Genomic DNA, 18,969 nt, shown 5'->3' with positions numbered 1-18,969 from the left:
GTTCTGAAATCGACATATGTCCTAGCCCTCTTTCGAGGTTGAACATCAATGATCAAGCGATGATCCGGAAGGTGGGGTCAGGACAGCGCTTACGCTTTAAGAAAGCTCTGTAAAAAAGCTTATAAAAAAGAAAAAGGGCGCTTGAGGCGCCCTTCTTTTTTTGCCTGTGAACTATGCTTACTGCGGGAGCTTGTCGTCCACGCCAGCGACATAGAAATTCAGGCCAAGCAGGGTCTTGTCGTCGGCCTGTTCGCCAGCCTTCAGCCATTCCGAACCGTCCTGCTTCTTGATCGGGCCGGTGAAAGGCTTCAGTTCGCCAGACTTGATCTTGGCTTCGGTTTCCTCGGCCAGTTTCTTCACGTCATCCGGCATGTTGGTGTAAGGCGCCATCTTGACGAGGCCTTCCTTCATGCCCCACCAGACATTCTGGCTCTTCCAGCTGCCGTCGAGAACAGCCTTGGTGCGGTCGATATAGTATGGACCCCATTCGTCCACGACTGCCGTAAGCTGCGTGTCGGGGGCGAACTTGATCATGTCCGAAGCCTGACCAAAAGCCTTGATGCCGCGATCATGCGCCACCTGAATGGCAGCGGTGGAATCGGTGTGCTGGGTGATGATGTCCACGCCCTGATCGATCAGAGCCTTGGCGGCATCAGCTTCCTTGCCCGGATCGAACCAGGAATTGACCCAGATTACCTTGACCTTGAATTCAGGATTGATCGACTGTGCGCCGAGCATAAAGGCATTGATGCCCTGCACGACTTCCGGAACCGGCACTGAGGCGATGTAACCGGCAACGCCCTTGGTCGACATCTTGGCGGCGATCACGCCCTGCACATAACGGCCTTCATAGAAGCGCGCATTATAGGCTGACATGTTGTCGGCGGTCTTATAGCCGGTCGCATGCTCGAACTTCACCTTCGGGAACTTCTTGGCGACCTTGACGGTCGGGTCCATATAGCCGAACGAGGTCGTGAAAATCAGCTGATTGCCAGCGCGCGCCAGACGTTCGATGGAACGCTCGGCGTCAGCACCTTCCGGCACGTTTTCAAGAAAGGTGGTCTCGATCTTGTCGCCCAGCGCTTCGACCAGTTCCTTGCGCGCCTGATCATGCTGATAGGTCCAGCCGAAGTCGCCCGGAGGTCCGATATAGATGAAGCCCACTTTGAGTTTGTCTTCTGCATGCGCCGCGCCGCCGAGCATAAAGCTGGCAGCGGTGGCGATGGCCATAAGCGTCTTTTTCATGGTCCCTGCACTCCTTGTTTGCACCCTATAAAAACGAAACCGTCCTGTCGTGGGAACCGGTTCGCGTTTAACCCCTATCTGTCCGGAACGAACGGCTTACCGAGCGACGCAGGCGTGTTCATCATCGTCAGGCGCTTGTTGCGCGAGATGATGACCAGCACCACGATGGTCGCGATATAGGGCAACGCCGAAAGCAATTGCGACGGCAGGCCGAAACCAAGCGCCTGCGCATGCAGCTGGCCGATGGTCACAGCGCCAAAAAGATAAGCCCCGATCAGCACCCGCCATGGTCGCCACGACGCAAAAACGACGAGCGCCAAAGCGATCCAGCCGCGACCGGCGGTCATGTTTTCCACCCATTGCGGCACATAGACGAGCGAGAGTTGCGCGCCCGCAAGGCCTGCGCAGGCACCGCCGAACAGCACCGCCAGATAGCGTGTGCGCACCACATGCACGCCAAGCGCATGGGCGGAACCGTGGCTGTCGCCAATGGCGCGCAAGGTGAGCCCCGCGCGCGTGCGAAACAGGAACCACGTCACTGCTGCAACCAGCATGAGCGAGAAGTAAAAGATCGGGTCTTGCCCGAACAGGAACCGCCCAACCAGAGGAATATCCGTGAAATAGGGAATATAGATAGCATCGAGCCGGACACCCGGAACACCAACAAAGCTTTCGCCCAAGAGTGCTGAAGCGCCGATACCCAGAATGGTGAGAGCAAGACCAGTTGCCACCTGATTGGTGACCAGAGTAAGCGTCAGGAAGCCGAAAATGGCCGAGAACAGGGTTCCAACGGCTATGCCCGCCAATAGGCCGAGCCATGCCGAGCCGGTGAGCTGCGCTGCTGCGAAGCCGGAAACAGCTCCCATCAGCATCATGCCTTCGACGCCCAGATTGAGAACGCCCGAACGTTCAACCACCAATTCTCCAATGGCTGCGATCAGCAGCGGTGTTGCGGCGGTGGCGATAGTGAGAAGAATGGCCTGTGTCAGTTCCATCGGATCAGGCCTTTCCCGTTTTGTGTGCGCTGACAAAACGAATGCGGTAGAGAATGAGCGTATCACAGGCCAGCACAAAGAACAGGATCATGCCCTGAAACACGCGCGCCGATTTTTCTGAAATGCCGATGGCAACCTGCGCCGCCTCGCCGCCGAGATAGGACAGCGCCAACACAAGGCCTGCAGCGATAGCGCCGAGCGGGTTCAGACGCCCGAGAAACGCGACGATGATTGCGGTGAATCCGTAGCCGGGTGAAATGACCGGACGAAGCTGCCCGATAGCGCCAGATGTTTCCGCAATACCGGCAAGGCCGGCCAGCGCGCCTGAAACGGCAAAGACGAAAAACACTAGTTTGCCGGAACTGAAGCCCGCGAAGCGCCCTGCCCTCGGGCTTTGGCCGATGACCTTGACCTCGAAGCCCTTCAGCGTGTGCTTGAGCAGGAACCAGACCAATAGCGCGGCAATCAGCGCCAGAATGAAGCCCCAATGGGCGCGTCCCGATTCACTCCATATTTCCGGCAGAATAGCGCTGTCATTAAACTGGCGCGTTTCCGGGAAGTTATAGCCTTCCGGGTTACGCCACGGTCCGCGCACCAGCCAGTCGAGGAAGAGTTGCGCCACATAGACCAGCATCAGGCTGGTGAGAATCTCGTTCGTATTGAAGCGGACCTTGAGAAAGGCCGGAACCGACGCATAGGCAGCACCGCCCGCCATGCCCATCAGCATCATCAGCGGCAGCACGAGCCACGACTGAAAGTCGGGAAACATCACCGGCAGAATAGAACCGGTGACGGCCCCCATGATGAATTGCCCTTCAGCACCGATATTCCAGTTGTTCGACAGGAAGCAGACGCACAGACCCACCGCGATCAGGATCAGCGGCGCGGCCTTGACCAGCAATTCATGCCACGACCAGATATCGAACAAAGGTTCGACAAAGAACACATAAAGCGCATTGAGCGGGTCTTTGCCCATCAATGCGAAGGCGAGACCGCCGAAAATGAAGGTCAGCGCCAGAGCCAGCAAGGGCGACAAGGCGCTGAAAAGCTTCGACGGCTGGGGGCGTTTGACGAGTTCGATCCGCATCAGGCCGCACCCATCTCTGCTTCACCGGAAATGCCGCCCATCAGCAGGCCGATCTTTTCAAGAGTCAATTCGGCAACAGGCATAGGCTCGGAAAGCTGACCGTGATTCATGACCGCTATCCGGTCACTGATTTCGAAGAGTTCATCGAGATCCTGGCTAATGACAAGAACGGCAGAGCCCGATCGCGCAAGGTCCACAAGGGCCTGCCGGATATGAGCCGCAGCACCCGCATCGACGCCCCATGTCGGCTGGTTGATGACCATGACCGATGGCGAACGATCAAGTTCACGACCAATGATGAACTTTTGCAGATTGCCGCCGGACAGTGCCGAAGCTGGCGGGTTTTCTGCGCTTTTGCGCACATCCATCCGCTCAATAATGCGTCGCGCAGCGGAATGCAGTGCGCTTTCGGCGATCAACTTTAACGCGCCGCCGCGCAGGAACGCTTTCGCATCGGTCTTGTAGCGCGACAGAAACAGATTGTCGGTCAGTGACAATGACGGCACCGCACCGTGGCCAAGCCGCTCTTCCGGCACAAAGGCCGCCCCCATCATGCGCCGTTCGCTGATGCCGAGCCTGCCTGCATCCTTGCCTCGAATACGTACAGTCGATGCAGCCGATTGCAGCACCTCGCCGGAAATGGCTTCAAAGAATTCGCCCTGCCCATTGCCAGCAACGCCCGCAAGCCCCACGACTTCGCCAGCGGCCACCGAAAGCGAGATATCTTTAAGCGCTGTGGAAAACGGCCCCCGTGGCGGTTGTGACAAAGACTTGATTTCAAACAGCGCTTCGGCGCGCGTCGCCGGAGCATCCATCGGGCTGCGCGCCACCACCTTGATGTCGTTGCCAACCATCATGCGGGCGAGCGACGCCGCCGTTTCCTTGCGTGGATCGCAATGCCCAACCACCTTACCGTGGCGCAACACCGTTGCGCGGTCGCAAAGCCGCTTCACCTCTTCCAGACGATGACTGATATAGAGAATGGATTTGCCTTCAGCCTTCAGCCGTTCCAGTGTTTCAAACAGGCGGTCGGCTTCCTGCGGCGTCAGAACCGAGGTCGGTTCGTCCAGAATGATCAGGTCCGGTTCCTGCAACAGACAACGCACGATTTCGATGCGCTGGCGCTCGCCGACCGAAAGGTCGCCGACATGGGCCTGCGGATCGACCGGCAAGCCATAGGTCTTGCCCACTTCGCTGGCCCGTTTTGCCACATCGGACAGCGACAGAGCGCTATCCAGCGAGAGAGCGATATTTTCAGCGGCAGTCAGCGAGTCGAAAAGCGAAAAATGCTGAAAAACCATGCCGATGCCGAGCGTTCTTGCAGCGGCAGGTTCGCCAATGACGACGCTCTGGCCCTTCCAGACGATTTCGCCTTCAAGCGGTTGCAGCGCACCGAACAGCATCTTAACGAAAGTGGATTTTCCAGCGCCGTTCTCGCCCAGAAGCGCGTGAATTTCGCCCTTGGCAATGGTGAGATCAACCCCATCGCAAGCTCTGAGCTGCCCAAATAGTTTCGTGAGCCGGCGGACATCCAGAAGAGGCCGGTCGGATAAATTGGCTGACATTATTCCCCAAATGTATTTTTGAAAGACCTTAGCAGCAATTTTGCACTTGAAAAGAGCAAAAGCAGGCTCTGCCTAACATATGCACATCGGCGATAGGTCGCCCCTCACCCGCGCCACGAAAACAAGGTCAATCAGACGACATTACGGGAGTAAAATACTGGTTCCGGTGGTCTTGCGCGCTTCCAGTTCCTCATGCGCCTTGCGGGCGTCTTTGAGCGCATAGGTCTGGTTGATTTCTATCTTCACCGCACCGCTGCCCACCACGTCGAAAAGCTCGGCTGCGGTCTTTTCGAGGTCGGAACGCTTGGCGACATAGTTGAACAATGTCGGACGGGTTGCGAAGAGCGACCCTTTCTGCGCCAGAAGCCCAAGATCAAACGGCGGAATGACACCCGATGACTGGCCGAAACAGGCGAACATGCCGAGCGGCTTCAGGACGTCCAGCGATCCCATATAGGTATCGCGACCGACAGAGTCGTAAACCACGTCCACGCCTGCGCCATTGGTCAGTTCACGCACTCTTTCGGCGAAATTTTCCGTGCGGTAATTAATGACATGGTCATAGCCATGCTGCTTGGCAAGCGCGATCTTGTCTGGCGATCCGGCTGTGCCGATAACCGTTGCTCCAAGATGCTTGGCCCACTGCCCTGCGATCAGGCCGACACCGCCAGCCGCCGCATGAAAAAGGATCGTCTGTCCGGCTTCAACCCGGAAGGTGCGCCGCAACAGATATTGCGCCGTCATGCCCTTCAGCATCATGGAAGCGGCAGTTTTGAGATCAATGCTTTCCGGCACGATCACCAGACGGTCGGCAGGCAAAATGCGCTCGTCGGCATAGGAACCCGGCGTTGCCACATAAGCGACGCGGTCACCCACCTTCACATTGTCAACACCGGCACCAACGGCAATAACCGTGCCAGCACCTTCATTGCCGGGCGTGAACGGCATTTGCGCTGCCTTGTAGAGACCCGTGCGGAAATAAACGTCGATGAAATTGAGGCCGACGGCTTCATGGCGAACCTTCGCTTCACCCGGCCCCGGCTCACCGATTTCGATCTGCTCATAGTTCAGAACTTCAGGCCCGCCGGTCTGATGAACGCGAATGGCATTGATCATCATACGTCTCCGCTCTTTTTTGCAGCTGCAACTTTCTCGGCCTCAATAACGGCGGCGGTGCGCCCAAGGCCGGGGAAGAACTGCATCACTGCGCCAATGAAATAGATATAGAGCCCGGTCACGGAAATGCCCACGCGCACCCAGAGCGGCGCATCCAGCGTATAATAAAGCGCGATCGCACCAAAGGCGCACCAGAGCAGAAACACCGTGAGATTGATCGGGCGCAGGCGCACAACGCGCACCGGATGCAGGAAGTTGATCGGCAGGAAGGACAGGATCGCCGATGCAACCACGGTGCCGAACGCCACCCATTCTCCCGGCCTGACGATGAACAGGGTGAAGACCACCATGTTCCACACCACCGGGAAGCCCTTGAAGAAGTTCTCCTTCGTCTTCATGCCGGTATCGGCATAATAGATCGCGCTCGACACGACGATGATCGCGCCGGATATGAAGGAGAGGTTCGTCCCCATAAAGCCGCTCTGATACAAGGCAAAAGCAGGGATCAGGACGTAGGTGACATAGTCGATGATGTTGTCGAGCAGTTCACCCGACCAGTTGGGCAACACATATTTGACTTCGAGCTTGCGCGCGATTGGCCCGTCGATGCCATCTACGAACAGCGCGAGGCCAAGCCACCACCACATCGCCGTATATCGCCCGTCGCTGGCCGCGACGATGGACAGAAAAGCCAGAAACGACCCCGATGCCGTCAGCAAATGGACAGAAAACGCCTTGGCTTGCGGCGCGGTGACTTTCTTGGCTTTGAGTTTTCCGGTCAGTTTGGTTTTCACGCTGTTCGCCATTCCGTTTTGTCGCCGCGCAGTTTCCGCAGAAGATACAGCGATTTTATTTCAAATCTCGCCTTGGCTCACCTTGGGCTTACCTTAGGCTCATCGTGGGCGTTTACACCAAACAAACTGACGCCCCAACTGTTCTGTTGGATCCTGACGTGATCTATCCCAGAAAAGCCGTGTTCTTAGTGGAAGCTTTCCCCGAATAAGCTCAAAAGAGCAAGTAAGGCATGAGGCAAATCAGCCTTAATTCCACGGAAGAATGGCCTTTGCCGGCATTTCGGTCTAAGTGCTGCTTGAGAACGGCACGGAAGAATCATCTTCATAGCTGCACTTCTGGCCGACACGTCCCGACGAAGGATGAAGCGAATGAACGATCTGGTTGCGAACAAGCCAATGACTGACATCGTGATCAGCGGTGGCGGCCCTGCTGGCATGATGGCCGCGCTTGCGCTTGGCGCGAAGGGCTATCGCACCATCCTTCTGGGACCCGAAACGGACAAGGGCGACCGCCGCACGACGGCGCTGATGATGCCCGCCATCCGTTTTCTCGAACAGATCGGCGTCTGGTCGTCCATCCAGCCGGAAGCCGCACCGCTCGCCTCCATGCGCATTGTCGATGCGACGCAGCGCCTTGTCCGCAGCCCGACAGTCACCTTCCGCGCCGGTGAAATCGGCGAAGAGGCATTTGGCTATAATATCCCCAATGCCGTTCTCAACGCGAAGCTTGCCGAAGCTGTGGCCGAGAGCGCCAATATCGAGCGCAACACGGCGTCGGCTATCGAATATCGCCCCAATGGCGACCATGTAACGGTGACATTGGCGGGTGGCGATACGCTCCATGCCCGCCTTTTAGTCGCCGCTGATGGGCGCAATTCCGGCGCACGCGAAGCCGCAGGCATCCGCGCGCGCCGCTGGAACTATCCACAAACCGCTGTTGTCTTGTCCTTCGCCCACAGCATCAGCCACGAAAACATCTCGACAGAATTTCATACCGAACACGGCCCGTTCACGCAGGTTCCACTGAAAGGCAAGCGTTCGAGCCTTGTGTGGGTGGTGAACCCGGAACGCGCAGAAACCTTGCTCACGCTGGACGATCAGGCTCTGGCCGCACAGGTCGAGGAGATGATGCAGTCGATGCTCGGCCGGATCGAAATCGACGTGCGCCCGCAGGGCTGGCCTCTGTCCGGGCTGGTGCCAAACGCATTTGCAGCCAAGCGAACCATCCTGATTGGCGAAGCAGCCCATGTTTTCCCACCCATCGGTGCACAAGGGCTTAATCTCGGCACACGCGACGTGGAAACGCTGGTAAAGGCCATCGAAAGCGATTCTGTCGATCCAGGTTCTGATCGTGTGATCCGCGCTTATGACCGCGCACGCCGTCCAGATATTCTGGCCCGAACCGGCTCGGTCGATGCGCTCAACCGCTCGCTTCTGTCGCCCATGCTACCTGCGCAGATCGCGCGCGGCGTCGGGTTGGAAATGCTGCGATCCTTCGCGCCGTTGCGGTCATTCTTCATGCGGGAAGGCCTGCGCCCCGGCAGCGGCTTTACGCATTTTCTCCCCAAACTTCCCAAGCTGGCAGACCGTCGACGCGACAACGCCAGCAAATAAAGGCTTCCCTCAAAAACTTCATGTTTCACGCCCGCTTTAATTTGGCGGACGGTGAACTACATAACATCTCATGGGTATGACACAGATAAAACACGCGAAATTCCAAATCGGCCAGGTGGTGAAACACCGGCTGTTCCCGTTCAGAGGCGTTATCTTCGACGTGGACCCCGAATTCGCAAATACGGAAGAATGGTATGAGTCCATACCGGAGGACGCACGTCCTCAGCGTGACCAACCCTTCTATCATCTCTTCGCGGAAAATGCGGAATCCGAATATGTGGCCTATGTGTCCGAGCAAAATCTGCTGCCCGACGTCAGCAACGAGCCTTTGCGCCATCCGCAGATCGACGAGATTTTCGACCGACTCGACAACGGCACCTATCGGGTGAAATCGCAGCACGCGAACTAAGTTGTCCTCACCTTTAAAAGCGATAGTTCAAAGAAAAAGGGCGCTGAAAAGCGCCCTTTTATTATGACCATGGTTTTGCCGATTAGTTGGCAGCGCCCTTGGCTTTTTCCTGTTCAGCCTTCATCTTGGCTTCGAAATCTTTCTGCTTCTTCTGGACGGCGTCCTGAAGTTCCTTCTGGCGGTCTTCCAGTTCCGACTGCTTCAGAGCCGGGCCGGTGAGAGCCTGCGAGAAGCCGGTCAGGGCAACCGGGATCGGGTTCGGCTTGTTCTGATAATTGACCGAGGTCAGCGTCAGCTTGCCGCCCTTCTGGAGAGCCTTGATCAGATCGTCGTTCAGCGGTGCCTCTGCGATGCAGCGATCAGGGAAGCAGATGCCGTATTCAAGCTTTACCGCTTTGTTGTTGTCGATCTGCATGCCAACGCCAGCCGGAATCAGGCGGCCAATCGGCACGGTGACCTGGAAAATCTTGCGATTGATCTTGCCCTTGATCTCGATGAGGTTAACGGCGGTCAGCAACTGGCCGGAATCGGCAGTGATGATGTTCTGCGTGTTGCAGATGTCGTTATCTTCCTGCTTCGAGCAGACCTTGAACCAACCCTGCGGCGGCTGCTGCGCCGATGCAGGCATCGTTGCGGAGGCAAGCAAGGCGAACGCGCCAGCGATGGCCGATGTGGCAGCGATTGTCTTCGTGCTGGACATGATCAACAGGTTCCTTTCAACGCTCTGATCTGTAGTTCCCGTATTCTGGTTAGTCAGCGATAGACCGTCACTGGTTTGAAAATGCGGCAACAGCGTGACCTTTAGGACTCTTCAATCCTATTCCGGGGCGGTGTTACAACGACTGCGGGCGCGAATCCAGACCAGTTTCCATCTGGAAGGCTCGGAATCCCGTAAAATCACCATTTTCATTTGTACTGTAACGCGCGGAACACGCCCAAAATACCTATATATTATAGGATCATGATAATTTCGCCTAACGAATCAATGCTATTTCGTATTTCCTGAAAAACAAGCGCCTCACGCTTACTTACAATGGACGAATGAAGTTGAACGGATCGATCGCTCATTTGCGCAGAAAATTCCTGCTGGCAATCACGCGGGGGCTCAGATTAGGGCTTCCGGCGGCTATGGTCGTCTCGATGACGGGAATCGGTGCGCGTATGGCGCAGGCCGAAACAGCAGCTGCGCCCGATTATGCTCTCTCCATGCATGGAGACGTGGCGCTTCCTGCCGACTTTACGCATTTTCGCTATGCCAATCCTGATGCACCCAAGGGCGGCAAACTGACCGTCGGTGTTGTCGGCACGTTCGACAGCCTCAATCCGTTCGTGCTCAAAAGCATGCGCACGACTGCGCGCGGCCTGTTCAGCGATGGTGAGTTCGGCAATCTCGTCTTTGAGACATTGATGCAGCGCTCACGCGATGAACCTTTCACGCTCTACCCGCTGCTTGCGGAAAAAGTCGCCATAGACCCCGAACGGAAATGGGTGGAATTCACGCTGAACCCGAAGGCCAAATGGTCGGACGGGCAGCCAGTGACGGTGGATGATATTATCTTCACCTATCAAATTCTCACCGAAAAGGGCCGTCCCCCTTTCAACAACCGAATGAGCCGGATCGACAAGATCGAGAAGACTGGCGAGCGCTCGGTGCGTTTCAACTTCAACGACAAGTCGGACCGCGAGTTTCCGATGCTGATCGCGTCGGTGATGCCGGTTCTTCCGAAACACGCAACCGATCCGGCGACCTTCGGTAATTCCACACTGAAGCCGCCGCTCGGCAGCGGTCCCTATCTGGTGTCCGGCGTGCAGCCCGGCCAGCGCATCATCTATAAGCGCAACCCGGATTATTGGGCCAAGGACATTCCGTCCAAGCGTGGCACGGACAATTTCGACACGCTGACGATCGAATATTATCGCAACGAAACCTCCCTGTTTGAATCCTTCAAAAAAGGACTGCTCGATGTTTTCATCGAGGGCAATCCGACGCGGTGGGAAAAATCCTATGATTTTCCGGCTGTGCAGCAAGGCAAAGTCATCAAGGAGAGCTTCGAAAAGGGTACGCCCGCGAACATGCTGGGCTTCGTGTTCAACACGCGTCGTCCGATCTTCGCAGACCGTCGCGTGCGGCAGGCGCTTGGATTGCTGTTCGACTTTGAATGGGCGAACCGCAATTTGTTTGCAGGCCAGTACAAGCGCACCCAGAGTTTTTGGGAAGGCTCCGAGCTTTCTTCCGTCGGCAAACCCGCCGATGCCCGTGAAAGGGAACTTCTGGCACCCTATCCCGATGCGGTGCGTGAAGATGTGATGAATGGTACATGGCATGTGCCCGTCACCGACGGCACCGGCCATGACCGGACGCCCGCCAAACAGGCCTATGATCTTCTGATGGAAGCCGGTTTCCAGTTCCACAATGGGCTGGCCGTCGATTCCACCGGCAAGCCGCTGCAATTTGAAATCATGACGCGCTCGGCGGAAGAAGAGAAGATCGGGCTTGCCTATAAGCGCAATCTGGCCCGGCTCGGCATTACGGTGGATATCCGCACTGCTGATGACGCACAATATCAGCAACGGCTCCAGACCTTCGATTACGACATGATCCTCGGCGCTCTGTCCAGTTCGCTGTCGCCCGGCAATGAGCAGTGGATGCGCTGGGGCGCGGCGTCGCGTGATGCGCAAGGCAGCTTCAATTATCCAGGCGTGGCCGATCCCGCCGTCGATGCGATGATTGATGCGCTGCTCGCCGCGCGCACGCGTGCTGATTTCGTCAGTGCGGTGCGTGCGCTCGACCGGATATTGCTATCGGGCAATTATTATATTCCTCTGTATCACCTCCCTTATCAGTGGGTGGCACGCTGGGACCGGATCGAACATCCTGCAAAAACAGCGCTCTATGGCTTTCAGCTACCGACATGGTGGCGCGCTCAGCCTTGAGTTCTGTTTGATAAGGTCGTAATTCGCCCTAAATCCATTTCCTATAATATGCATATCGATGCGGGAGGCGTGCCTCCCGCAACCACACGGAGCATCCCGCATGAGCGAAAAGAAAATCACCATCGATGTTGTATCGGATGTCGTCTGTCCGTGGTGTTTCCTCGGACGCAAGCGGCTTGAAAATGCGCTCGCCATGCTACCCGATGTGGAAGCTGAAATTCGCTGGCGTCCGTTTCAGCTCGATCCGACACTGCCGCCGCAAGGCAAGGACCGGCAGGCCTATATGCGCGAGAAATTCGGCAACAGCTCTAAGATCGATGACATTCATAAGCAACTGACGGAGCTTGGCGAAGAAAACGGCATTGTCTTCGATTTTGAAGCCATCACTCGCGCGCCCAACACGCTCGATGCGCATCGTTTGATCCACTGGGCGGCACAGGCCGCACCCGACACGCAGAACAAGCTCGTCGGCACTCTGTTCTCGCTCTATTTTGAGCAGGGACAGGATATTGGCGACCATGAAGTGCTGGTCGATGCGGCAGCTAGCGTCGGCATGGATGCAGCCGTTGTCGCCCGTCTTCTGGAAAGCGACGCCGACAAGGCCACGATCCGCGAGGAAATCGACACCGCCAACCGTATCGGCGTGCGCGGCGTGCCCTGCTTCATCATCGATCAGAAATATGCCGTCATGGGCGCACAAAACGCCGATGTTCTGGCCGATGCCATTCGCCAGACGGCGGAAGGCTTTGAGCCGGGGATTTCGGAAGATCGGTAGACCAATTATGGCGGCGGGTTAACCCGCCGCGATTTTCGCCAGCTGCGTCATGATGACAGCCGAGCCGTTGAGACGTTTTTCCGGCGTCGGCCAGTCGCGGATGAACACAATGCTCTGATCCGGCCTGATCTTTGCCATGGAGCCCTGCTCGCCGATCATCTTCACCAGACCGACCGGATTGTTAAACGTTGCATGACGGAACTGGATGACGACGCCCTTCGGACCGGCATCCAGCTTTTCAACATTAGCGCGACGGCAGAGCGCCTTGATATAGACGATCTTGAGCAGATGCTGCACTTCTTCCGGCATCGGACCGAAACGGTCGATAAGTTCCGCACCGAAGGCGTCGATATCCTGTGGCTCTTCCAGATCGGCAAGGCGGCGATAAAGGCCGAGGCGCAATTGCAGATCCGGCACGTAGTTTTCGGGGATCATGACCGCCGTGCCGATGGCAATCTGCGGCGACCACTGGCTGTCTTCCACTTCGCCCGAACCCTTGAGGGTCGCGACGGCCTCTTCCAGCATCTGCTGGTACAACTCGAAACCGACTTCCTTGATATGGCCCGACTGTTCCTCGCCCAAGAGATTGCCGGCACCGCGAATATCCATGTCGTGGCTGGCAAGCTGGAAGCCCGCGCCAAGCGTATCCAGCGATTGCAACACTTTCAGGCGACGTTCCGCCATCTGCGTCAGCATCTTGCCCGCCGGAAGCGTGAAGAGCGCGAAGGCGCGATGCTTGGAACGACCCACGCGCCCGCGTAGCTGATAAAGCTGCGCCAGGCCAAACATATCGGCGCGATGCACGATCATCGTGTTCGCGGTCGGGATATCGAGGCCGGATTCCACGATGGTCGTCGAAAGAAGCACGTCGTACTGACCGTCATAAAAGGCGTTCATGATATCGTCGAGCACGCCCGGCGCCATCTGGCCATGCGCCACGGCGACTTTTAGTTCCGGCACATGCTCTTTCAGGAATTCTTCGATATCGCCCAGGTCGGAAATACGCGGACAGACATAGAAACTCTGACCGCCGCGATAACGCTCGCGCAGCAACGTTTCGCGAATAACGAGTGGATCGAATGGCGAAACAAAGGTGCGGACCGCCATGCGATCCACCGGCGGTGTGGTGATGAGCGAGAGTTCGCGCACACCGGTCAGCGCAAGCTGCAAGGTGCGCGGGATCGGCGTTGCCGAAAGCGTCAGCACATGCACATCGGATTTCAGCTCCTTGAGCCGTTCCTTATGCTTGACGCCAAAATGCTGCTCCTCATCGATGATGAGCAGGCCGAGATTCTTGAACTTGATCGAGTTGCCGAGCAGCGCATGCGTGCCGACGACAATATCGACCGTGCCTTCTTCCAGACCTTTCTTGGTGGCGGCCAGTTCCTTGGTGCCAACCAGCCGCGAGGCATGGGCAACGGTGATCGGCAGGCCGTGGAAACGCTTGGAGAAAGTCTTGAAATGCTGGCGCGACAAAAGCGTGGTCGGCACCACGACAGCCACCTGAACTCCGTTCAGCGCTGCGATAAAGGCGGCGCGCAACGCCACTTCCGTCTTGCCGAAACCGACATCGCCGCAGATCAGGCGATCCATCGGCTTGCCTGCGGCCAGATCATCCGCCACCGCTTCGATGGCCGTCATCTGGTCTTCGGTCTCATCATAAGGGAAGCGAGCGGAGAATTCCGCATAAAGCCCATCGGGCGGCGTCATCACCGGCGCACCGCGCATCTGGCGTTCGGCGGCGATCTGGATCAGATGGCCCGCAATCTCAAGCAGTCGCTTCTTGAGCTTGGCCTTGCGCATCTGCCATGCGCCGCCGCCAAGCTTGTCGAGAACCGCGTCGGAGCCTTCCGAGCCGTAGCGCGAGAGAAGCTCGATATTTTCGACCGGCAGGAACAGCCGGTCATCGCCTGCATAGTGAAGTTCAAGACAATCATGCGGTGCGCCCGCTGCGGTAATCGTCTTGAGGCCGATGAAACGTCCGATGCCGTGATCGACATGGACGACAATATCGCCTGCCGTCAGCGACGCCACTTCCGAGATGAAATCCTGATCACGCTTGCGGCGCTTGGAACGGCGGATAAGACGGTCGCCGAGAATATCCTGTTCGGCAACGACGACTAGGTCACCGGCATCAAAGCCGCTTTCCACGGCAAGAACTGCCGCCGTCACCTTATCGCGAGACAGCGCCTTGACGGTTGAAAGCCGATCAACCGTCTCGATCTTTTCCAGCCCGTGCTCATCGAGAACCTGCAACAGACGGTCAAGCGAACCTTCCGTCCAGGCGGCAACCAGAACTTTCTTGCCGGAGGCGCGCAGTTCGGCAATGTACTTCACCGCGGCCTCGAACAGGTTCACGTCGGTGGCGGCCCGTTCCTCGGCGAAGTTGCGGCCCTTATGGGCGTCGGCGTGTACAATGGTGCGGTTCGATACGTCCGGTGTGCCGAAGGGCGTAAGGTCGATGCGAAGTCCGCTCGCCTGCACCGCATCTTCGACCGCTTGCGGCGTGAGATAGAGGGTTTCCGGCTTGACCGGTTTATAGGGTACGGCGTCGCTGCCTGCTTCATTGCCTTCAGCCTGACGCAGCCGCGCTTCATAATGGTCCACCACCATGGTGTGACGCTCGGTCAGCGCTTCATGCACCAGATGGTCGAACACTACAGGCATGCCGCCCGCATGGTCGAAAACCGTTTCCAGATGATCGTAGAACAGCGGCAGCCAGTGTTCCATACCGGCAAAGCGACGTCCCTCGCTGACTGCCTGATAAAGCGCATCGTCACGTTGCGGCGCGCCAAACATCGCCACGTAATTCTTGCGGAACCGGCTGATCATATCGGGCGAGAGCGTGATTTCGCTCATCGGCTGCAGCACGAATTCCTTGCGCGTTCCCGTCGTGCGCTGCGATGCGGGATCGAAAGCGCGGATCGTTTCCAGCGTATCGCCGAAAAAATCCAGCCGCAAAGGTTCTTCCGCGCCCGGCGCGTAAAGATCAAGGATGCCGCCACGCACGGCAAATTCGCCAATATCGCGCACGGTCGACACACGCTCGAAACCGTTGCGTTCCAGCCGCGAAGCCAGATCGTTCATGTCGAGCTGATTGCCGGGACGCGCCGAAATCACCTGTTCGGCAATGGCCGCCTGCGGCGGCAGTTTTTGCAGTACCGCATTGGCCGTGGTGAGAATAATTGCCGGATGCGGCGTCTTCTTGAGCGCTGCCAGAGCACCCAGTGCGGTCAGCCTGCGCGCCGATGCATCGGCACCGGGCGATACGCGGTCATAAGGCAGGCAGTCCCAGGCGGGCAGATGCAGCACCGGTAGATCCGGCGCGACGAAGCCCAACACCTGCTCCAGATCGGCAATGCGCTGCCCGTCGCGCACGATATACATAATTGGCCCGCGTTCGCCGATCTCGTCCACCAGACGCGCGAGGCAGAACGCCTCGAAGCCATCGGCAACACCGTCAATGACGATGTGGCGTCCGGCTTGCGTATCCGTATTGGGCTTGAGACCAAATTTGCTGAAAACGGGCATGGATTTCTTAAAACTCTATGCGGTCACGGAAGGCGACAATATCGCGGAACAGCGGCGTATCATGTTCTGCGGGGATAGGGCTTTCGCCCGTCACCCATTTGAGAAGATCACGATCCAGCACTTCCAGAATCTGCTCGAATTCATCCAGCTGGGCATCGGTGAAACTGACAATATACGCATCAGCATATTGGCCAAGAATCAAATCCATCTCACGCATGCCGCGATGCCAGGCGCGAAACAAAAGCTTGCGACGCCGTACATCCAGATTTTCCGCCGCAAGTGTGCTGCCAGTCATGTCGGAACTGCTCCATTTATCAAAATCGCTGCCGGTATATAGCATCTGCGACCGAACAGGGAACCTGTTTATCAGACAAGAACAAAAAGAGCACGAAAAGATGATGGCGCACACTTGCACCTGACCGCGAAGCAGTTAATGGTCTGAGCCATGCGCCCATCCATGCTCGATCCGTTTTTCGCTTCCGTCCGCTCGCTTTCCGGCATTGGCCCGAAGGTAGCGGTTTTACTTGGCAAACTTCTCGGCACCGATGTGCCCGGTGCGGAACCGAAAGTCGGCCAGCTTCTGTTTCTGCCGCCGAACAGCGTGATCGACCGGCGCAACCGCCCCGGCATTGCGCTGGCGCAGGAAGGCGCCATCGTCACGTTGGAAGTGGTCGTTGATCAGCACCAGCCTGCACCGCCTGGAAGGGGCAATGTTCCGCATCGCGTCTTTGCCCATGACGAAACCGGCGAAATTGCGCTGACTTTCTTCCATGCGCAACTGCCATGGCTGCAAAAAATGCTGCCCGAAGGCGAAACCGTCATCGTGTCCGGCAAGGTGGAATGGTTCAACGGGCGTGCTTCCATGGTACACCCGGATTACATTGCGAGCCTCGAAGACGCCGCCAATCTGCCAATGGTAGAGCCGGTCTATCCGCTGACAGCAGGCCTGTCGCCCAAAACCCTCGGACGTGCCGTCAAGGAAGCGCTGACGCGTGTTCCGCCACTGCCGGAATGGATCGACGGCCCCTTGCTGGCGCGCGAGCGTTTTCCAAGCTTTCAGGACGCGCTTAATACCCTGCACCAGCCGGAAGACCCGTCCGACATTGCGCTTGAAGGCATCACGCGGCGCAGGCTGGCTTATGACGAGTTTTTAGCCGGGCAATTGGCGCTGGCCCTCGTCCGTGCCAAGACACGCAGGCTTTCCGGTCGACCGCTGGAAGGCACCGGACGCATTGTGACCGAAATCATGCGGCACCTGCCCTATCGCCTGACCAAGGGGCAGGATCAGGCCGTGCGTGAGATCATCACAGACCTCAAGTCGCCGGAGCGCATGTTGCGGCTTCTGCAAGGCGATGTCGGTTCCGGCAAAACCGTGGTGGGCCTGCTTTCCATGGCGCATGCCGCCGAATCCGGCGGTCAATCGGCGCTGATGGCTCCAACCGAAGTGCTCGCCCGCCAGCATTTCGCAACCATCGCGCCGCTTGCCGAAAAAGCCGGGCTGAAAGCTGCCCTGCTGACGGGCCGCGAAAAAGGCCGAGACCGCAACGCCGTGCTGGAAGGCTTGAAAAGTGGCGAAATCGATATCGTCATCGGCACCCATGCGCTGTTTCAGGAAAAGGTCGAGTATCACGACCTCGTTCTGGTCATCATCGACGAGCAGCACCGCTTTGGCGTGCATCAGCGCCTGATGCTGACGGCAAAGGGCACCGCCCCCGATATGCTGGTGATGACAGCAACACCGATCCCGCGCACGCTGGTCCTGACCGCATTCGGCGATATGGACGTTTCTAAGCTCACCGAAAAACCCGCCGGACGACAGCCCATCACAACCGCGATCCTGCCGATGGAACGTATGGGTGAACTGGTGGAGCGCATCCGCAAAGCGGTTCAGGAAGGGCAAAAAATCTACTGGATCTGCCCGTTGGTGGAGGAATCCGAAGTCGTTGAACTGACCTCAGCGGAAGAGCGTTTCGAAAGCCTCAAATCCGTGTTTGGTGACCGGATCGGCCTTATCCATGGCCGTATGAATGGGGCCGAAAAAGACGAAGCGATGCGCGCCTTCAAGCAAGGCGAGACGCGGCTTCTGGTTGCCACCACCGTTATTGAAGTCGGCGTGGACGTGCCCGACGCAACCATCATCGTCATTGAGCACGCCGAACGGTTCGGCCTGTCGCAATTGCATCAGTTGCGCGGGCGTGTGGGGCGTGGCGACAAGCCATCGACCTGCCTTCTGCTCTACAAGGGACCACTGGGTGAAATCGGACAGGCGCGGCTGAAGGTGATGCGCGAGACGGAAGACGGTTTCCGCATCGCCGAGGAAGACCTGAAACTGCGCGGCGAAGGCGAGCTGCTCGGCACCCGCCAGTCTGGCACGCCGGGTTTTCGTCTGGCTTCCATCGAGGCGCATGGCGATCTTCTGGAAATCGCCCGCAAGGATGCACGTTATATCCTGACCAGCGATCCCGATCTGGAATCCGAACGCGGGCAGGCACTGCGTGTGCTGCTCTATCTCTTCGGACGCGATGAAGCGATAAGGCTGCTTAGGGCCGGATAACAGAACGAATAAAGGACGCACTACCGCTCCCCTCACCCTGAGCTTGTCGAAGGGTGGGCAGTAACGCCTTGTCCTTCGAGACAGTGCTTCGCACTTCCTCAGGATGAGGCGTTATGAGACGTCGAGGCATAGATCGACGTCTTCTATCACTTCATTAAGATAACTCTATAACGAGCTAATTTTATTCAACCGTAACCGATTTTGCCAGATTGCGCGGCTGATCGACGTCCGTGCCCATCAGGACAGCGGTGTGATAGGCCAGCATCTGGATCGGCAGCGCATAGACCAGCGGCGTGATGAATTCCGGCACGTCCGGCAGGACGATCGTTGCCATCGTATCGACGCTGGCG

The 18,969-nt window shown here is 57.6% G+C and carries 14 protein-coding genes; 5 read left to right on the top strand and 9 right to left on the bottom strand.

What is annotated here, in order from left to right; translation table 11 throughout:
• Window positions 1-177: 177 nt before the first annotated feature.
• The 6 genes from D8666_RS23420 to pcsA all read right to left on the bottom strand — a co-directional run bounded on the left by D8666_RS23420 (window position 178) and on the right by pcsA (window position 6,814).
• Window positions 178-1,245: a BMP family ABC transporter substrate-binding protein gene (locus tag D8666_RS23420; protein ID WP_121539622.1), complete on the bottom strand. Its 1,068-nt coding sequence runs from the start codon at window positions 1,243-1,245 to the stop codon at window positions 178-180.
• Between the two features lie 74 nt (window positions 1,246-1,319).
• Complete coding sequence (locus D8666_RS23415; protein ID WP_109367521.1) at window positions 1,320-2,240, bottom strand: ABC transporter permease; 921 nt, start codon at window positions 2,238-2,240, stop codon at window positions 1,320-1,322.
• Window positions 2,241-2,244: 4 nt separating this feature from the next.
• Window positions 2,245-3,327 carry an ABC transporter permease gene (locus D8666_RS23410; RefSeq protein WP_109367522.1) on the bottom strand — a complete coding sequence of 361 codons (1,083 nt, stop codon included), beginning with the start codon at window positions 3,325-3,327 and terminating at the stop codon, window positions 2,245-2,247.
• Window positions 3,327-4,892 (bottom strand): ABC transporter ATP-binding protein, encoded by a 1,566-nt coding sequence (locus D8666_RS23405; protein ID WP_109367523.1) that lies wholly within the window; start codon window positions 4,890-4,892, stop codon window positions 3,327-3,329. Before D8666_RS23405 ends, D8666_RS23410 begins: the two co-directional genes overlap by 1 nt.
• A 141-nt stretch (window positions 4,893-5,033) precedes the next feature.
• Window positions 5,034-6,008 carry a quinone oxidoreductase family protein gene (locus D8666_RS23400; protein WP_109367524.1) on the bottom strand — a complete coding sequence of 325 codons (975 nt, stop codon included), beginning with the start codon at window positions 6,006-6,008 and terminating at the stop codon, window positions 5,034-5,036.
• Complete coding sequence (pcsA, locus tag D8666_RS23395) at window positions 6,008-6,814, bottom strand: phosphatidylcholine synthase (RefSeq protein ID WP_109367525.1); 807 nt, start codon at window positions 6,812-6,814, stop codon at window positions 6,008-6,010. Before pcsA ends, D8666_RS23400 begins: the two co-directional genes overlap by 1 nt.
• 357 nt (window positions 6,815-7,171) lie before the next feature.
• Between pcsA and D8666_RS23390 the strand changes: the two genes are divergently transcribed.
• Window positions 7,172-8,416: a UbiH/UbiF family hydroxylase gene (locus D8666_RS23390; protein ID WP_109367526.1), complete on the top strand. Its 1,245-nt coding sequence runs from the start codon at window positions 7,172-7,174 to the stop codon at window positions 8,414-8,416.
• A gap of 70 nt (window positions 8,417-8,486) precedes the next feature.
• On the top strand, window positions 8,487-8,825 hold the full coding sequence (hspQ, locus tag D8666_RS23385; RefSeq protein WP_109367527.1) for a heat shock protein HspQ: 339 nt from the start codon (window positions 8,487-8,489) through the stop codon (window positions 8,823-8,825).
• A gap of 82 nt (window positions 8,826-8,907) precedes the next feature.
• Here the strand turns inward: hspQ and D8666_RS23380 are convergent, their stop codons facing one another.
• The gene (locus D8666_RS23380) at window positions 8,908-9,525 is read right to left on the bottom strand and encodes an invasion associated locus B family protein (protein WP_109367528.1); all 618 of its coding nucleotides are present in this window, start codon (window positions 9,523-9,525) and stop codon (window positions 8,908-8,910) included.
• Between the two features lie 341 nt (window positions 9,526-9,866).
• Here D8666_RS23380 and D8666_RS23375 point away from each other — a divergent pair, with 341 nt between their 5' ends.
• Together D8666_RS23375 and D8666_RS23370 are read left to right on the top strand one after the other, a co-directional pair.
• Window positions 9,867-11,759: an extracellular solute-binding protein gene (locus D8666_RS23375; protein ID WP_371830848.1), complete on the top strand. Its 1,893-nt coding sequence runs from the start codon at window positions 9,867-9,869 to the stop codon at window positions 11,757-11,759.
• A gap of 100 nt (window positions 11,760-11,859) precedes the next feature.
• Window positions 11,860-12,534, top strand: coding sequence for a DsbA family oxidoreductase (locus D8666_RS23370; RefSeq protein ID WP_109367530.1), 675 nt, complete (start codon window positions 11,860-11,862; stop codon window positions 12,532-12,534).
• A gap of 18 nt (window positions 12,535-12,552) precedes the next feature.
• On the opposite strand, the gene mfd is transcribed toward D8666_RS23370, so the two are convergent.
• Window positions 12,553-16,065 carry a transcription-repair coupling factor gene (gene mfd, locus D8666_RS23365; protein ID WP_109367531.1) on the bottom strand — a complete coding sequence of 1,171 codons (3,513 nt, stop codon included), beginning with the start codon at window positions 16,063-16,065 and terminating at the stop codon, window positions 12,553-12,555.
• 7 nt (window positions 16,066-16,072) lie between these two features.
• Window positions 16,073-16,360, bottom strand: a complete 288-nt coding sequence (locus tag D8666_RS23360; protein WP_109367532.1) for an FAD assembly factor SdhE — start codon at window positions 16,358-16,360, stop codon at window positions 16,073-16,075.
• A 150-nt stretch (window positions 16,361-16,510) separates the two neighbouring features.
• Here D8666_RS23360 and recG point away from each other — a divergent pair, with 150 nt between their 5' ends.
• Window positions 16,511-18,619 (top strand): ATP-dependent DNA helicase RecG, encoded by a 2,109-nt coding sequence (recG, locus tag D8666_RS23355; RefSeq protein WP_109367533.1) that lies wholly within the window; start codon window positions 16,511-16,513, stop codon window positions 18,617-18,619.
• Window positions 18,620-18,969: the final 350 nt, after the last annotated feature.

Source organism: Ochrobactrum soli (assembly GCF_003664555.1).
GTDB classification, from domain to species: domain Bacteria; phylum Pseudomonadota; class Alphaproteobacteria; order Rhizobiales; family Rhizobiaceae; genus Brucella; species Brucella teleogrylli.
Note: the sequence above shows the minus strand (reverse complement) of the source record. Positions and strands in the feature narration are given on the sequence as shown.

Bases quoted from the DNA above. Each gene is read 5' to 3' on its own strand.
- D8666_RS23415 (WP_109367521.1), bottom strand. From the start codon at position 2,240: ATGGAACTGACACAGGCCATTCTTCTCACTATCGCCACCGCCGCAACA.
- D8666_RS23390 (WP_109367526.1), top strand. From the start codon at position 7,172: ATGAACGATCTGGTTGCGAACAAGCCAATGACTGACATCGTGATCAGC.
- D8666_RS23370 (WP_109367530.1), top strand. From the start codon at position 11,860: ATGAGCGAAAAGAAAATCACCATCGATGTTGTATCGGATGTCGTCTGT.
- recG (WP_109367533.1), top strand. From the start codon at position 16,511: ATGCGCCCATCCATGCTCGATCCGTTTTTCGCTTCCGTCCGCTCGCTT.
- D8666_RS23400 (WP_109367524.1), bottom strand. From the start codon at position 6,008: ATGATCAATGCCATTCGCGTTCATCAGACCGGCGGGCCTGAAGTTCTG.
- D8666_RS23410 (WP_109367522.1), bottom strand. From the start codon at position 3,327: ATGCGGATCGAACTCGTCAAACGCCCCCAGCCGTCGAAGCTTTTCAGC.
- D8666_RS23420 (WP_121539622.1), bottom strand. From the start codon at position 1,245: ATGAAAAAGACGCTTATGGCCATCGCCACCGCTGCCAGCTTTATGCTC.
- D8666_RS23380 (WP_109367528.1), bottom strand. From the start codon at position 9,525: ATGTCCAGCACGAAGACAATCGCTGCCACATCGGCCATCGCTGGCGCG.
- hspQ (WP_109367527.1), top strand. From the start codon at position 8,487: ATGGGTATGACACAGATAAAACACGCGAAATTCCAAATCGGCCAGGTG.
- D8666_RS23375 (WP_371830848.1), top strand. From the start codon at position 9,867: ATGAAGTTGAACGGATCGATCGCTCATTTGCGCAGAAAATTCCTGCTG.
- mfd (WP_109367531.1), bottom strand. From the start codon at position 16,065: ATGCCCGTTTTCAGCAAATTTGGTCTCAAGCCCAATACGGATACGCAA.
- pcsA (WP_109367525.1), bottom strand. From the start codon at position 6,814: ATGGCGAACAGCGTGAAAACCAAACTGACCGGAAAACTCAAAGCCAAG.
- D8666_RS23405 (WP_109367523.1), bottom strand. From the start codon at position 4,892: ATGTCAGCCAATTTATCCGACCGGCCTCTTCTGGATGTCCGCCGGCTC.
- D8666_RS23360 (WP_109367532.1), bottom strand. From the start codon at position 16,360: ATGACTGGCAGCACACTTGCGGCGGAAAATCTGGATGTACGGCGTCGC.